This is a genomic window from Thalassoglobus sp. JC818, from assembly GCF_040717535.1.
GTDB lineage: Bacteria > Planctomycetota > Planctomycetia > Planctomycetales > Planctomycetaceae > Thalassoglobus.
In genome coordinates, this window is record NZ_JBFEFI010000008.1 from 53,707 (window position 1) to 69,290 (window position 15,584).

The 15,584-nt window shown below is 51.5% G+C and carries 12 protein-coding genes; 7 read left to right on the forward strand and 5 right to left on the reverse strand.

Annotated elements, in window-relative coordinates; all coding sequences use genetic code 11:
• The first annotated feature begins 53 nt into the window (after nucleotides 1–53).
• Nucleotides 54–1,952, forward strand: a complete 1,899-nt coding sequence (locus tag AB1L42_RS19740; protein WP_367060252.1) for a sulfatase-like hydrolase/transferase — start codon at nucleotides 54–56, stop codon at nucleotides 1,950–1,952.
• Between the two features lie 368 nt (nucleotides 1,953–2,320).
• Nucleotides 2,321–3,019 carry a response regulator transcription factor gene (locus AB1L42_RS19745; RefSeq protein ID WP_367060255.1) on the forward strand — a complete coding sequence of 233 codons (699 nt, stop codon included), beginning with the start codon at nucleotides 2,321–2,323 and terminating at the stop codon, nucleotides 3,017–3,019.
• On the opposite strand, the gene AB1L42_RS19750 is transcribed toward AB1L42_RS19745, so the two are convergent.
• From AB1L42_RS19750 to AB1L42_RS19765, 4 genes are all read right to left on the reverse strand, one after another.
• Complete coding sequence (locus AB1L42_RS19750) at nucleotides 2,974–4,077, reverse strand: sigma-54 dependent transcriptional regulator (RefSeq protein ID WP_367060258.1); 1,104 nt, start codon at nucleotides 4,075–4,077, stop codon at nucleotides 2,974–2,976. The genes AB1L42_RS19745 and AB1L42_RS19750 overlap by 46 nt on opposite strands.
• Before the next feature lie 25 nt (nucleotides 4,078–4,102).
• Entirely contained in the window at nucleotides 4,103–4,501 is a 399-nt protein-coding gene (locus AB1L42_RS19755; protein ID WP_367060261.1) for a hypothetical protein, read from the reverse strand.
• On the reverse strand, nucleotides 4,479–5,264 hold the full coding sequence (locus AB1L42_RS19760) for a hypothetical protein (RefSeq protein WP_367060264.1): 786 nt from the start codon (nucleotides 5,262–5,264) through the stop codon (nucleotides 4,479–4,481). The genes AB1L42_RS19755 and AB1L42_RS19760 overlap by 23 nt, the downstream gene beginning before the upstream one ends.
• A 125-nt stretch (nucleotides 5,265–5,389) precedes the next feature.
• On the reverse strand, nucleotides 5,390–7,597 hold the full coding sequence (locus tag AB1L42_RS19765) for a hypothetical protein (protein ID WP_367060267.1): 2,208 nt from the start codon (nucleotides 7,595–7,597) through the stop codon (nucleotides 5,390–5,392).
• 273 nt (nucleotides 7,598–7,870) lie between these two features.
• Here AB1L42_RS19765 and AB1L42_RS19770 point away from each other — a divergent pair, with 273 nt between their 5' ends.
• The 4 genes from AB1L42_RS19770 to AB1L42_RS19785 all read left to right on the forward strand — a co-directional run bounded on the left by AB1L42_RS19770 (nucleotide 7,871) and on the right by AB1L42_RS19785 (nucleotide 12,393).
• Complete coding sequence (locus AB1L42_RS19770) at nucleotides 7,871–8,179, forward strand: hypothetical protein (protein ID WP_367060270.1); 309 nt, start codon at nucleotides 7,871–7,873, stop codon at nucleotides 8,177–8,179.
• A 96-nt stretch (nucleotides 8,180–8,275) separates the two neighbouring features.
• A complete protein-coding gene (locus tag AB1L42_RS19775; protein WP_367060273.1) occupies nucleotides 8,276–9,688 on the forward strand; it encodes a flagellin in 1,413 nt (470 codons plus the stop codon).
• 206 nt (nucleotides 9,689–9,894) lie between these two features.
• The gene (fliD, locus tag AB1L42_RS19780) at nucleotides 9,895–11,898 is read left to right on the forward strand and encodes a flagellar filament capping protein FliD (RefSeq protein WP_367060276.1); all 2,004 of its coding nucleotides are present in this window, start codon (nucleotides 9,895–9,897) and stop codon (nucleotides 11,896–11,898) included.
• 75 nt (nucleotides 11,899–11,973) lie between these two features.
• Entirely contained in the window at nucleotides 11,974–12,393 is a 420-nt protein-coding gene (locus AB1L42_RS19785) for a hypothetical protein (RefSeq protein WP_367060279.1), read from the forward strand.
• A gap of 104 nt (nucleotides 12,394–12,497) precedes the next feature.
• Here AB1L42_RS19785 and AB1L42_RS19790 read toward each other — a convergent pair whose 3' ends face one another.
• The gene (locus AB1L42_RS19790) at nucleotides 12,498–13,334 is read right to left on the reverse strand and encodes an AAA family ATPase (RefSeq protein ID WP_367060282.1); all 837 of its coding nucleotides are present in this window, start codon (nucleotides 13,332–13,334) and stop codon (nucleotides 12,498–12,500) included.
• 195 nt (nucleotides 13,335–13,529) lie between these two features.
• Here AB1L42_RS19790 and ligA point away from each other — a divergent pair, with 195 nt between their 5' ends.
• A complete protein-coding gene (gene ligA / locus AB1L42_RS19795) occupies nucleotides 13,530–15,560 on the forward strand; it encodes an NAD-dependent DNA ligase LigA (RefSeq protein WP_367060285.1) in 2,031 nt (676 codons plus the stop codon).
• The last annotated feature ends 24 nt before the right edge of the window (nucleotides 15,561–15,584 follow it).

The following is a 15,584-nucleotide window of genomic DNA, read 5'->3' on the forward strand; positions in this document are numbered from 1 at the left end:
ACTCATGTGAGCCCTCACAGACTGCTTCAATCCTGTTGACGAAAGTTGCCCGGATGTCCATGAAACGATTCGCCCTACTCTTCACCGCCATCCTGATGATCGGCCCCTCTCTCCATGCTCAGGAGACAGAAGGGAGTGAAAAATCGCGGCCAAACATCATCTACATCATGGCAGATGAACTCGGCTACTACGAACTGGGATGCATGGGGAACACTCAGATCGAAACCCCTAATATCGACAGAATGGCGAAAGAGGGAATCCTTTTCACGAACGCTCGCGCCGGATCGTCGGTGTGCGCTCCAACTCGTTGCTGCCTGATGACAGGTCTGCATTCGGGTCACACCTCCGTAAGATCTAACGGCGGCGGAACTCCTTTAAGAGCCGAAGAGGAAACCGTGGCGTCGCTGCTCCATGACCAGGGATACGCCACCGGAGGATTTGGAAAGTGGGGATGTGGAGGCCGCGGATCAACCGGCGTTCCGGAGGACCATGGTTTCGACATCTTCCTTGGGTACTACGATCAGGTTCACGCCCACAGCTACTATCCCCCTTACATCATCAAGAACAGCGAAGAGGTTCTTCTCGAAAACAACCACGGACTCAGCGAAGGCGAAACCTATTCCCATTATGTCATCATGGAAGAAGGTCTCGATTTCCTGAAGAAGAACAAGGACCGTCCATTTTTCGGGTACTTCCCAATTACACCTCCGCACGGACTGTTCGACATTCCGGACTCCGATCCAGCCTGGCAAATCTATAAAGACCAAGACTGGCCTGAATCCGCAAAGCGCTACGCAGCCATGGTCACGATGGTGGACCGCAATGTCGGTGAAATCCTGGATCTTCTTCAAGAACTCGATCTGGATGAGAAAACTCTCGTCTTCTTCAGTGGCGACAACGGAGGGAACGACTATTTCAAAAGTGCAGACCACCCACGTGGTTTTTTCGGAGCCAACGTTCACCCAGAAACTGGAGTCGAATTCCGCGGAACGAAGGGCACCTTGTATGAAGGCGGTCTCCGAATTCCGATGATCGCCCGCTGGCCCGGCCATATCGCCCCGAACAGAATCAGTGACTTGCGTTGGTATTTCCCCGATCTGCTTCCGACAGCTTGTGATGTCGCAGGAATTGCAATTCCGAAAGACATTGACGGGATCTCAATTCTTCCCGAACTGCTCGGCAAAGAGCAGCCACAACATGAATTTCTCTACTGGGAAATCGGCAACCAAACCGCCGTTCTGTGGAATGACTGGAAAACATTCCGCGCTCGCCCCGAGGCAGACTGGCAACTCTACAATCTGAAGTCCGACCCGAGTGAAGAATCTAACATTGCGGACAAGCATCCTGACGTGCTGAAGCAAATGATCGCGATGGCTGAGAGCGCTCACACGCCCGTCGTCGAGGGAACGTTCTTCAATCGAGATCTGCACGAAAAGGATCGGCGAGCGAAATTTGGAGACAACGTTCCAGCCAACTTTAAGTCATCCTCGGTGAAACACGATCTGGATCGACGCGGGTTGGTCGACGTGAAGTCGATGAAAGTCGTTCGATTCAGCAGCCAGGCTGAAGGCAACTCCAAACTCGCTCAACATGCGATCGACGGAAACCCAGCAACACATTGGCACACCGAATTCCAACCTGCTCGTCAGGAACATCCCCACGAACTCGTCATCGACCTCGGAAAATCACGTTCGCTTTCCGGGTTGCGATACCTCGCACGTCAGGATGAGGGATGGAACGGGGCCGTCAGAGAATTCGACCTCTTCGTCTCCAACGATCCAGAGTCCTTCGGTCGCCCCGTTTTAACTTCCTCATTTGAGAAGAAGAAAAACTCACAGGAACTGAAATTTCCCGAAGCAAAGGGGCGATACGTCCTCTTTAGGACGAAATCAGCTTTCAACAGCGGACCGTGGGCTTCCGTGTCCGAGATTGGTTTCCTCGAGTCGAACTGAGCAAACCAGAGCAGTACGCGAACTGCGCGACCGAAACGGCTCATCAGCTGTATGTCAGGACTGATTAAACTCATCAGCGTGCCTCACACTCAACTCGCCGATGTTGCCGAATCGAAGCCCACAACTGATGAACTGCAGTGTCGCACCTCATGCGTGAATGAAAATACTCTTCACACACTGCGAATCTCCCGCACGAATGCGTTCTTTCACTTCATTCTGTTTGTGTGATGGAAAAAACTCTGGGCTCCAGTCAGCGCCAAGATGACTGGACCAGCTAGTCAATGCATGCTCGATCTTCCGACGATTGAAGATCGCGACTATAGATTCTCCCGACATCGTTCGCATTCCGAATTAGAACAGAGAATCTAATGCTGCAAGCAGTTGAACAGACATCATCAGGCCAGAAATCCGGCGGCTCAAAACCAATTCACGTGATGATGATTGACTCATCACGTGCATGGCTTGAATCACTTCCGTTGGCTTTGCACCGATACGGATTCCTCCGAGTGATTGCACGAGCCACAACGATTCACGACAGCTTCGACCAGATCGCCAAATTGGCTCCGGAAATCCTGCTCGTCGACGGAGAGCTTTATCAACGCGGCTTTCGCGAGTTGAGTGAAGCAGTCTCAATTCGAACTGGCGAATGCCGAATCGCTTTGCTCGCGCAGTCACTCACCGACGCACAACTTCAAATCGCCATCCAAAATCAAGTACGCGGTTTCCTCTCAATCGCAGACACGACCGACCAGATTGCGAACTCGCTCGAAGTACTCATGGTGACCGGCACTGCAATTTCGCCAAGTCTTCAAGAGCGAATTTCATCAGATCGAACCGGAAAGTTAACTGTCTCCCGTCGAACAGATTTCAGCGGACTCACCAACCGGCAACTGGAAGTACTGACACACCTCGCATCAGGACTTCGAGTCAAAGACATTGCTTCAATAATGGATGTTTCTGACAAAGCGATTGAAAGTCATAAATTCCGAATTATGGGCCGCTTGAAAATCCGCGATCGAGTTCAGCTATGCCGATGGGCCATTCGCGAAGGACTCATTGCTCCATAAGCAGTCACATCGCCTGAATGGAATCGATCATGCTGTGGATCGCATTCATCATTCATCAATCCGAGTTTACGATACCGGTCCATCTTGTTTCGAAGCGTTCTTGCAGTCACCCCCAACGTCTCCGCAGCGGCCGACTTGTTTCCTCCACAGCGACTGATCCGAGACATGATCACACGACGTTCGATCTCTTCCAACGGAAGATCATTTAAGCTGTCCGGAACTTGAAAGTCCAACTCTCTCCAATCACTTTCACTCGGAAATTCAATCGATGTGATTTCAGTTGAAGTCGCCAGCACGCATCCACGAAGGATCGAATTCCGCAGCTGACGAACGTTACCCGGCCACGAGTACTGAAGCAGTTGCCGCATCACCGAAGAGGACACTCGTTCTACCCGCTGCTCTCCTTCAAGTTGAAACCGTTTGAGGAAGAAGTCCACCAACAGTGGGATATCATCGCGGCGATCGCGTAGCGGCGGAATCGTCAGCGTGAGCACGTTTAGGCGATGCCACAGGTCCTCACGGAATCGCTTCTCCTGCACTTCCAGTCCCAGTTCTCGATTCGTAGCAGTAACGATTCGTGCTTGCACATCGAGCTGACGATTGCTTCCCACGCGTTGATATTGCCTTTCCTCAAGCACGCGCAAGAGTTTCGACTGTGATGGCATCGGCAACTCGCCAATCTCATCCAGGAGCAGCGTTCCGTCCTTCGCTTCTTCCAATCGCCCCGCCCGAGATGCGACAGCTCCGGTAAACGCTCCGACTTCATGGCCAAACAACTCACTTTCAATCAGTTGTTCAGAAAGTGCAGCACAGTTGACTTGGACGTACGGCTTCTCGGCCCGAAAACTCTGCCGATGAATCTCTCTCGCGAACAGTTCCTTCCCGGTCCCGCTCTCCCCGTTGATTAGAACAGCAGCAGACGAACGGGCAAAGTGCTGCGCTCGCTGCATCAACGTTTTCATGACTCGCGACTGAAAGATCACTCTCAAACTTCCTTTTCGGACTTCTCTGAGATTACCTGAACCATTACCTGAACCATTACCTTCAACTCTCGCCACGAGCTCGCTGCGTGACTACTGAAATTTAAGAATTCTGCGCACGGTAGGCTTGCGCAGCCCGCGCACGAGTCAGGCTGTCATCAACTGCTGGCTGAAGTCTGCATCTCCGTCTTCGGAGTTCGTTTTCCACTTCCGCGATCTGCGAAAGGAACTGCTCAAGCACTTGTTGATAAGATGCACATGTTTGTTTAACCATTGAAGATAAGTTTGCACGATCGCTAAGAACTGCCTTCAATCCCTGACGCATCTCCGGATCGAGAGACTTCACGAGTGCCATCGTCGGCTCCAGTAGCTCATGGCAGGATTCAACTCGTCCGGTTCTGAGACATTCCTGAACCACTTGCGCCCCGTGGCGGGCGACGTTTGTGAGTCTTTGCAGGATCACCAACAACTGCGGCTCGCTAATTGGATTTGAGTAAGCCATCGACTTCGATCCTCCATTGATCCAGCGACTGAGTCAAAGCATGTAAGTTCCGCTCAAGCTCTGACTTTTCGGACATTTGATCGATCCACCATCGCGATTGATTTCCCAACCAATCTTCGGGATCTTCGGTGACAATCTTTCGATAGAATCTCTTCGACTCATCATCCGAACCCAGTTTTCTCAAGCACCCCGCATGTAGATAGGTGAGCCATCGCCGAATCTCGGTGCGATGCGCTGCGAAGTCAATGGACTGGATCGTTTGAACACAAGTTTCATACTCACCACTCGCAAACAGACTCGATGCCAAAGCGACACGGTCAATGGCACCATCGACTGAACCATCCCTTTTAGCTTCTCCTTCCACTCTTGAACCTTGCAACGGCGAATTCTTCTGTTCTCCAAACGCTTCTTCCCTGCTCCCGCCCGTTTCATCAGGAGTTTGATCTTCCCGTGGATTAGGAAGGGCCTCGGGGAAACCTTCTCCGACTGCCGCTGGAAGATTTTCTATCGTCCCTTTCGAAGATGCAGAACGATGAAGCCTCAGCAGTTCGCCGAGTTGTTCGATTCGGTCTCTCAGCTCAGTGAACTTTTCGTGCTTTTGATCTCGCACGTCCGCATCATCCATTTCCAATGGTTGAAGACCAGTAAGCCCCGGCTCTGGAGGAGTTGGAACATTCGAACGCTGTGAGTTCCCTTGACTCAAACCAACATTAGCTGACAACAAGACGGTTACAAGAACTGCAGCTACTAACAACCGGCACACAAAGTTACTCCCTATCCAAGTTAGTAGTAGACAGCGACGAACAGTTTCAGCGGCACAACATCTCATGTAGAACCCAATCATATTATTGGAAAACTGTTCAACTCATTCGCCCCCCACTTCAACGACTAGTTCCTATCAGTTGATAGTTCCGCATCGTTCTCGATCGGAATCAATCCACTGAAACATTGTATAGCCTCACGGTGATTACCTCGCATCTGTTCAATTCTTCCCATTATTCGCAGTGCTTCCCGGCGGCTCATCCGTTCCTCCTGATCGTTAGCAACCACTTCAAGACACCGCCGATATTTTTCTTCGAGCTCGACTGCACTCTCGTTGCCAACCAAAACAACGAATCCGTCTGATTCCGATTCACTCGAATGAATCACTTGTCTCACACCGCCTGTGGCAGTTCCCTCTCGCTGAACAAGTCGACGCAACTTTGTCTTCAATGCAATCTCTGGCCAGGCTTGGAGAGCTTCGGTGCACAGCCGTTCCACTTCATTCGTAAGACCCAACTCGTTCGCCGCAATCGCCGCCAGATAGCACCAGTGTTCCTCCTGCGCTTCCGTCAGATCGAGGTTTGTATACGCTCGCAGGAGGTCCGCAGCCAACGCTTCACGTTTTTCGATTTGACTGACATGTTGGAGACGAATTAGCGACACGAGTAAAGCCGATTGTGCTCGCTGAGACTCCACTGACATTGACTCTTCGATCAACACTTCATTTGCTAACGTTGGCTCACCGGACATTAATAATGCGGATGCGAGTAGCAAACTCAGCTGAGGCCCATAAATCGTATCGCCCGTCATGGCAAGCCCCTTCCGCAGCGGAACAACAGCTTCACGCGCTCGGTCATTTCGCAACAAAAGTCGGCCCAATAAACAGCCAGCAGCAGCATCAATTTCGCTTGTAACACCAACATCGAAGACTTTGAAGAAGCTGTTAACAGCTTCAGCGTCATCCTCAAGAAGTTGACACTTTCCCAGGTTGAGCCATGTCGCGTCTCTCAGTTCGCCCGATGGCCCTTCCATCACCAAAGTGCTAAGTTCATGCTTGGCGGAGCTAACGTCTCCAGCCTGGACGCTGAATGCTGCCTGATGAAGACGTGAAACGATTGCTGAAGAGTGATGCGGAAAAACGGTTGAGCAATAACGCAGTGCTCTACGAGCCTGTTCTCGTCGAGCGAGTTTATTTGCATTGTCGTTCTCCTCGGATCTCCAAACGCGAATCACGTTTTCTAACTGCTCCCATTGGTATCCTATTGGAAACAACATTGCATCGAGCAAAATCGAAACGGGGAGTTCCGAAATTCGTATCGAAGTAGTTCTAGCCTCACTTCTTTCACGAAACCCATCTGCAATTTGCAGGTCGACTCCAAGTTCTTTTGCAAGCTCTTGAAGAATCTGCTGCACCGATGCGTCTTCAAAACGGAGCGAGACATAAATCCCCTCCACTTCGTCATCCAGTCGTAACGTCGTCCGAACGGACTGCGGATTTTCAAACTGTGGCGGAGAATCTTCTTCCATTTCTGTTGCATCACGAAGAAGTTCTTCAGCTGTGATACGCAATTCTGGCCGCACAAGTACGAGGTCAGAAGTGAGTGTTCCTGTGTAAAGAGATTCGTAAACGATTTGGGAAATCGTTTGTGCCCATTGATGAAAGAGTCTCTCGTGAACCCGTTGCTGATCAGGTCCAACAGAGTTGAGAACTTCATGGCATAAGACTTCTGAGGCAAGTTTTCGATTTCCGCGCCGACTCCAAATCCGACACTTCCCAAGAGTCGCTGTCAGACGCATGTTCGGTAACGTCGATTTCCGAATAACTGATTCGTAGTGTTGGAGTGCTTCTGCATCCCGGCGAAGTTCCTCAGCACACGCCGCGATCCTCAGCGAAACTTCTGGCGGAAAGACAACTTCACTACCTCCGGGGTTTTGTTTCTGTCTATGCGTTTGCTCATCCGATTGAGATGAGTGTTCAGACTGCGATTGACTCAATAGCCTCAAGGCCGCATGACAGTTCCCACTCACAATGAACTGATCCGCCTGTTGAAGCGTTGACGACAAGTCCATCGACGGAGTCAGCGACTTCGAACTGGTTGTCCAATCCGTCGAGCTTTTGCCGATGGGCGAGACTTGCTCGATGTCAATAAGTCCTTGATGACCTTCTTCACTTGAGTAGTCCACATCGACTTCTGAGTGATGATCGACCAAAGCCTCTTGTTTTCGCTGTGTCGACATCTCGAGTGTTTCGCGAAGCCACATACTGCCCCACGCTCCGATCGCTCCGAAGCCGACAATGCACAGCCAGAGTCCAAGGACGCGTAGCTGACTCATAGTGATCCCTGATCTTTTGCATCGATTGAAATCGTTGACACAGTTCGATTGCAAACCGCAACCGAGGCACCAATGAACGATGTAGACGAATTCCGTTTTCGAGAGGACAGGATAGAGACGTTCTAATTGTCTCTTTTAACTGACCGATACATCCCCAACATTCGCGATAATGTCATCGGAACTCCTCTGGTTGAAATTGAGCAAAAGATTTCGAGCAAGTTTCGCACAAGCGCTTCGATAACTCTCGCGTCACATCAAGTCGGAGACTGATCCATGCAGATTCAAAGAATTCACGACGACCAGCACCCGTATTCGCCACCAACCGGGCCACACACACAGCCGTCCCGGCGGTCTGGCGATGCAACGTCTGTCAGCAACCGTGAGAACGAGGCCGCAAGTTTTTTGCAGTCCGCCGTTTCTGCGAAGGAGTTCCCGTCGTTCATCGAGAAGCTGCGTGAGCTTCCGGAACAAGATGATGAGGCAATTCAACTGGCCATCGAGCGTTTTCGATCAGGTCAGTTGATAACACGCGAAGTTGCGGAATCCCTCGCCACTTCGTCATTGAAAGAGTTTATTTTTTGAACCGTTCGTGATGAAGAATCACCTGACGGATTAGACGGACAAGAGCACGAGGCATCTATTCGATCGACACGAACAAACCATGAAAGAGGTTAGAATATGGGTCTCACGATTGCCAACAACGTCACGTCACTGAACGCTCAGAATAATCTGACGCGTGCAAACTCGAGGTTAACAAAATCCGTTGAGCGACTCTCCTCCGGTCTTAAGATTAACCGGGGAGCAGACGGACCAGCCGCTCTTGTGATCTCCGAGAAACAGCGTGCTCAAATTTCCGGATTGAAGCAGGCGATCGAAAACACAGAGAAAGCTGTCTCTCTCGTCCAGACTGCTGAAGGAGCATTGGGAGAGATTAATTCACTGCTGTTGAAGGTTCGAACACTTGCTATCGATTCCGCCAACACCGGTATCAATGATGAGGACGCCCTGGCAGCGAATCAGTCGGAGATCAACAACGCTCTCGACACGATTGATCGAATCGCCAACAACACTCAGTTCCTTACAAAGAAGCTGCTCGACGGATCTGCGGGAATCAATGGCGTTCCGAACGATACAGACGTTACGTTCCTTCAGGCAACAAACGACACCTCCGCCGGTTCATATGCCGTCGCGATTTCTGCGGCTGCTGAGAAAGCCACAATAACGAACGGAACAGCACAGTCGTCTGCGTTGGCCGGGGCTGAAAACCTGACGATCAACGGAGTCGCGATTAGCTTGAACGCAGGATTGACTCAATCTCAAGTGGTCGATCGCATCAACGAATTCACTTCGCAAACAGGGGTGACTGCTGAAGACGTGGCTGGAAACACACGTCTTTCCAGTGCGAACTTTGGCACCAACGCGAGCATCAGTGTTGTTTCAGATGTTGCAGCTGCAGCTGACAGCTCCGGATTCGGCAACAGTGTTTCGACTGACTCCGGTGTTGACATCGCAGGAACAATCGATGGCGTCGCAGCCAGCGGTTCCGGAAATGTACTTAGTGCGACATCCGGAGCTGCTCAGGGATTGAAGATTCAGGTGGGAACTGATCCTTCAAACGCAACACAGACAGTTTCAGGAGCCCAGGGTGCCGTTTCGGTTTCGGTGAACTCGCTGACATTCCAGATCGGAGCCAACGCCAACCAGACAGCGAATATCGCGATCGGTCGAGTGAATCCATCTTCACTCGGAGTTGGCGTCAACGGAAATCAGTTTGGAAATCTGAGCGAAGTTGATGTGACCACAGGTGCTGGAGCCCAGGATGCACTTGCTGTCGTGGATGCTGCCATCGACGACATTACGAACTTGCGAGGTGATCTCGGGGCGTTCCAACAAAACACGTTGAATGCCACTGCGAACAACTTGCGAGCAACGCTTGAGAACACTGTGAATGCGGAATCGGTCATCCGTGACACAGACTTCGCGGAGGAGATTGCGAACTTCACTCAGCAGCAAGTTCTTGTTCAAGCCGGGACTGCTGTGTTGGGGAATGCAAACCAGTTGCCGCAGCTCGTCTTGTCTCTCCTCGGATAATCCTTCACCCCACTTATTCCCCTCGACCCGTCATGAAATGGACTTCGTGGACGGGTCGGTATTTGGGGAGCACCAAAGTAGCTGCATTGAATTTATAGAACACTGAGTAGCAAATGATTAGAGAACGACAGCTTTAGTCAGTGATTTAATTATATCGTCGAGTCAGTTTCTCTGAACAATCATACGGGTTCGAACAGGTCGCCAGCATGTTGACAATTGATGGACTGATCACCGGGATTGACACGGAGTCAATCGTCAACGGTCTGCTTGAAATCCAGCAAACGCAGATTGACCGATTGAATGTTCGCCGTCAGGACGCAATTGCACAACGTTCCGCCTACGACTCCCTGGAAGCGCAGCTATTGGCTCTCCAATCCGCATCGACGCGATTAGGCCAAGGGGAACGTCAACTTTTCCGAGCGAGAACCGTTGAGGTCAACGACGAAAGTGCTCTTTCAGCCACCGCGACTTCGAATTCGACGATCGGCTCGTATCAACTGACAATCAATTCACTGGCCAGGGCGCATCAGGTCGTCTCAAACGGATTCGAAGAGGCTGACTCAGCCATCACCGAAGGGACTCTCAGCCTGCGTGTTGGATCGGGAGCCGAAAGTACGATCACGATCGATTCCTCTAACAACACACTGCAAGGACTTGTTGATGCAATCAATCTTTCAAATTCTGGAGTCGATGCATCAATTATCCATTCCGACTCTGGCGGGACGACTCCTTACCGGATCTTTCTCAGTGCGAAGTCCACCGGGACAGCAAACTCAATCCAAATCACCAACAGTCTGGGAGCAACATCAGGGTCGGCAACATCTCCAACATTCGACTTTGATAACCCAGTGCAGGCCGCGACAGGTGCTGAAGTGCAACTAGGAGATGGCCCGGGAGCGTTGACGATCAATCATTCGACGAACCGGCTCGACAACGTGATTCAAGGGGTGACGATTGATCTGCATCGAGCGGATGCCACAAAGCCAATTGAAGTCCGAGTCGCTCGGAACACCGAACCTGCATTCGAAGCGATCACGGAGTTTGTGGACTCTTTTAATGGGCTCATGGAATTCACGGATAACTTAGTCCGATACAATGCCGAGACGGATGAAGCTGGCTTATTGAACGGCGACCGTACGGCAATTTCAATTCAGAACGAGATTCGAACGCTCCTGCTTGATGTCGTCCCAAATGTTGGAAGCCATGCAAATCGACTCTCGGCTTTGGGGATTTCAGTTACCGATCGCGGCAGGCTTGCCGTGAACTCCGGTCGGCTTCAATCTGTGCTCGCGGGCGAAGACGCTGAGATTAGCGATCGAGATCTGATCCGACTGATTACACTCGCTGGCGACAGCACTCATCCTAATGTCAACTTCCTGCTGGGATCTTCAAGAACTCTGCCCAGTGACTCAGCTTATGAAGTTGATATCACTCAAGCTGCTGAACGAGCTGTGATTGCAGGAGACACCAGTATTGGAGCTTCGACAAATATTCACTCTGCCAACAATACTCTTCGTCTTAAAGTCGACGGAGCCACTGCAGACATCACTTTGCAGCCCGGCGACTACACCGCCGCCGAATTGACAGATCTTCTTGAAAGAACCATCAATCAACAATCTGATCTAACCGGGCGACAAGTTTCGGTCTCGCTCGATTCCTCTGGCCAGTTGAGAATTCAATCTGACAGCTTCGGGTCAATTTCTGAGATCGCAATTCTCGATGGAACAGCACTGTCGGAACTCGGACTGACTCAGACCCCGAGCGATGCCGGTGTTGATGTCGCAGGTCAATTCATAGTGAATGGACAAGTCGAAACAGCCACAGGTCGCGGTCGCTTGTTAATCGGGAACGCGGACAACGCCAACACGGGCGATCTTCAACTTCGTGTGACTCTGACACCCAATCAGGTCGTCGCTGGAACAGATGCGGAGGTCACGGTGACGAAAGGCATCGCGTCCCGACTCGGGGATCTGATCTCACGACTTACTCGAAGCGAGTTCGGTCAACTCGAGACAGCACGTGAGTTATACGACCGCAGAATTCTCACCATTGAAGAAACAATCGAACGCCAGCAGTCCCTCTTCGACGAGCAACAACAGGATCTCATCGCGCAGTTCGTTGCCTTGGAGTCCTCAATCAGTGAACTGCAGAACACGAGCAGTTTTCTGGCTTCACAACTGGCGAGTGTTTCGCAACTTAAGTTCTCGTAACGAATTCTTCGAACGAACACTCTTGAGAAGACTCGTTCAGCCCCTCCCCTCTCGTAGAATGAAAAGACGTTCCGAATGCCGCACTACAGCCCCTATCGCTCATCGACATTTCGAGACTGGACGCGGATCGACATGCTGTTGAGTCTGTACAGCGCCGCTGAAGAGACCCTCGTTTCGATGTCGGCTGAATTGGATGCCGGAGAAACGATTCTTGCCGTTCAATCACAGATCAGAGCGATGAAGCTGCTCGTCTGCATCCTCGAAGGTATCGAATCCGAGAAGAACGAGATCGCCGCCCAGATTCAACAACTCTGCCTGTATATGATTGATGAAGTGGCGCAGCACACGTCGGATGGAGTCGCGAACGCCCTCAAAGTTCTCAGACCATTACACCAGGGATTCCAAGAAATCCGAGAAGAAGCCATCGAGCTGGAATCAGACGGAACGATTCCAAAACTCGGCCCGATTCAAGAGACGACTCTCGCAACCGGCTAAGCTTCAATCGTGCATCCTTCGCACTCTGTTCCTGCGAACGAAGCTTCATCACCGCTGTGAATCGAACGGCGCAACCAATTGACTCTGATCGGAAAACATTCCAATCAGGCGGCCTTTTGTGAGGGTTGTTGATCCGTGGAACGCTTTTGCTGTTCGGCGGCGATCACTTCCATCACAAGGTTTCGATAATCCTGCGATCCCGATGATGCTGGATCGTATTTGAAGATTGAGGTTCCGTGACTCGGAGCTTCTGCGAGCTTGATGTTTCGTCGAATTTTCGACGCGAACACTTGAGCATTCGCCCACGGTGCTTCGGGATCGCTCTGTTCAAGGAAGAACATGAGATCATCCGTCACGTCCGCAGCGAGCCGAGTCCCTGTCTCATACAAACACAGAACAACCCCTGACACGCGCAGTTCTCGATTGAGGCGACGAGTCACGAGTGCGGTTGTTTCGAAGAGTTTTGAAAGTCCCTGCAGAGCGAAAAAGTGCGGCTGCAGTGGAATGAAAACTTCGGTCGCGGTCGAAAGAGCATTGATCGTGAGAACGCCCAGCGAAGGCGGACAATCCATCACAATGTAATCGAATTTCTCGCTGGCACCCGCCGCTGCAAGTGCCTTGCGAAGCACGAACTCTCGACCATCAGCATCGACGAGTTCCAACTCGGTGGCAGCCAAATCGATATCTGCGGGTGCCAACCAAAGATTTTTCTCAACGAGTTGGATCACCTCAGTGAACGTCTTCCCGCCTGCGAAAACCTGGTAAATCGAATTGGTCCCGCCAGCAACGTCGATTCCAAGATGGAGCGACGCATGAGCCTGGGGATCGAGATCGATCACACAGACCCGCTTACCTTGCTGCGCAAGTCCGGCAGCAAGATTCACACTCGTGGTGGTTTTGCCGACACCACCTTTTTGATTCATGACAGCGATGACTCGCATCCGTGCGCCTCGATTTTCGCTGGAAACTTCTAAAATTGATGACTGACCGCAGTGAGATCGCAATTCCACGTGAACTGGCAGAACTTTTTCGCCGAGTGCTACACTCTCCCAAGCATTGCACGTCGCAGATGTTTGTTCCGGCGGAATTCTGCACTATATCTCTGTCTCCATATTGCTGAAAGATGAGTTCTTCAAATGAGCGACCTCCCCCGGAACGAAGTGCAGAATCTGCGAGAGGAGATCAGACGACACAACCGCCTGTATTACGTCGAGTCAGCCCCGGAAATCACAGATCGGGAATTTGATCAACTTCTCAAGCGACTCGAAGCACTCGAAAAAGAATTCCCGGAACTCGATTCTCCCGACAGTCCCACTCACAAAGTGGGAGGAGGACCGATCGAGGGCTTCGAAACCGTTCCGCACCGCTTGCCGATGCTCTCGATCGACAACGTCTTCTCAATTGAAGGAGTCCGCGAATTCGATCAGAGAGTCCGGAAACTTCTCGACGTCGAAGAAGTCAACTATTCGGTGGAATACAAAATCGATGGTGTGGCTCTCGCACTGGTGTACGAAAATGGTCGACTCGTCAGAGGAGTGACTCGCGGTGATGGTCAGCGGGGTGACGACATCACACATAACGCGATGACGATCGGCGGAGTCCCTTTGAAACTCGACACCGATCATCCACCCGCTCTGCTTGAAGTCCGGGGAGAAGCATATATCGCCAACTCTGACTTCGTGGAACTGAACAAAACTCAGGACTCTCTGGGACGGGAAGCTTTCAAGAATCCCCGCAATACGACCTCAGGCGCACTCAAGCAACTCGACCCGAAACAGTGCGCAGCCCGACGTGTTCGCTTCTTTGCTCATGGAGTCGGCGCCTTCGACGGAGTTCAATTCAGCGATCATCAGGATTACCTCAGCCATCTACGAAACTGGGGCATCCCGACGACACCACAAGTGCAATCAAGGCAGGGAATTGACGCCGCACTTGAACACTGTCAGACGATGATGGAGAACCTGCACGAACTCGACTTCGAAATTGACGGGTTGGTCATCAAAGTCAGCCCATTCGCCGATCGGGAACTCCTCGGAAACACCTCGAAGAGCCCCCGGTGGCTGATCGCTTATAAATGGGAACGTTATGAAGCGACGACACAGATTGAACGTATCGAAATTCAGGTTGGAAAAACTGGAACACTCAGCCCGGTCGCTCACTTGAAGCCGGTAGAGATCGCAGGCACAACCGTCTCTCGTTCGAGTCTACACAACCGAGATGAACTGGAACGCCTCGGAGTCATGATCGGTGATCATGTTGTCGTCGAAAAAGCCGGCAAGATTATTCCGCATGTTGTCCGAGTCGAGGAGCACCTCCGAACCGGCGATGAAATTGCATTCGTGTTTCCCGAAAGCTGTCCCGTCTGTAATTCTCCGGTCATGCAGGACGAGGGAGGCGTTTACATCCGATGTGTCAATCCAGCTTGTCCGGCTCAACTTCGAGAGAGTCTTCGCTATTACGCTTCTCGGCAGGCCATGGACATCGACGGCATGGGAATCAAGGTCATCGAACAACTTCTTGATGCAGGCCTCGTCGAGGGATATGCAGACCTCTACAAGCTTCGGGAACGCCGCGAACAACTCTTAAATCTCGATCGCTTCGGTGAGAAATCTGTCGACAAACTGCTCGACGCGATTGATGCATCTAAAGACCGCCCGCTCTGGCGATTATTGACCGGTTTGAACATTCGGCACGTCGGCCGCAACAACAGCCGGGTTCTGGAAAATCGCTTTGGAACAATCGACGCGATCCGTTCGCAGACAGAGGAGTCGCTCGCCGAAGTTCACGAAATCGGACCGGTCATCGCTCAATCCGTTCATCAATTCTTCCACTCTGATTTCGGACTCGACATTATTGAACAGCTTCGCGAATGCGGACTCAACTTCGGAACCGAAGTGAAAGAATCGGATCTCCAGAACTCCGCCGAAGCCCCCCTTCTCGATGGAAAGACGTTCGTCGTCACCGGCACTCTCGAGCATCACACACGAGATGAGATTCACGAATTAATCCGACAGCATGGCGGAAAAGCGTCGAGTAGCGTCTCCAAAAAAACATCGGCCCTCATCGCCGGAGAACAAGCCGGTAACAAACTTGAAAAAGCTCAAAGCCTCGGAGTGGAAATCATCTCCGAAGTCGACTTCCTAAAGTCGATCGGCAAATCTCCTTAGGTTCCGATCGAGCAACAAGCCACA

What these genes read in the sequence shown, in the direction of transcription:
- AB1L42_RS19770 (WP_367060270.1), top strand. Translation starts at nt 7,871, where the DNA reads ATGCAGATTCAAAGAATTCACGACGACCAGCACCCGTATTCGCCACCA.
- AB1L42_RS19740 (WP_367060252.1), top strand. Translation starts at nt 54, where the DNA reads ATGTCCATGAAACGATTCGCCCTACTCTTCACCGCCATCCTGATGATC.
- AB1L42_RS19755 (WP_367060261.1), bottom strand. Translation starts at nt 4,501, where the DNA reads ATGGCTTACTCAAATCCAATTAGCGAGCCGCAGTTGTTGGTGATCCTG.
- fliD (WP_367060276.1), top strand. Translation starts at nt 9,895, where the DNA reads ATGTTGACAATTGATGGACTGATCACCGGGATTGACACGGAGTCAATC.
- AB1L42_RS19765 (WP_367060267.1), bottom strand. Translation starts at nt 7,597, where the DNA reads ATGAGTCAGCTACGCGTCCTTGGACTCTGGCTGTGCATTGTCGGCTTC.
- ligA (WP_367060285.1), top strand. Translation starts at nt 13,530, where the DNA reads ATGAGCGACCTCCCCCGGAACGAAGTGCAGAATCTGCGAGAGGAGATC.
- AB1L42_RS19745 (WP_367060255.1), top strand. Translation starts at nt 2,321, where the DNA reads ATGCTGCAAGCAGTTGAACAGACATCATCAGGCCAGAAATCCGGCGGC.
- AB1L42_RS19785 (WP_367060279.1), top strand. Translation starts at nt 11,974, where the DNA reads ATGCCGCACTACAGCCCCTATCGCTCATCGACATTTCGAGACTGGACG.
- AB1L42_RS19790 (WP_367060282.1), bottom strand. Translation starts at nt 13,334, where the DNA reads ATGCGAGTCATCGCTGTCATGAATCAAAAAGGTGGTGTCGGCAAAACC.
- AB1L42_RS19775 (WP_367060273.1), top strand. Translation starts at nt 8,276, where the DNA reads ATGGGTCTCACGATTGCCAACAACGTCACGTCACTGAACGCTCAGAAT.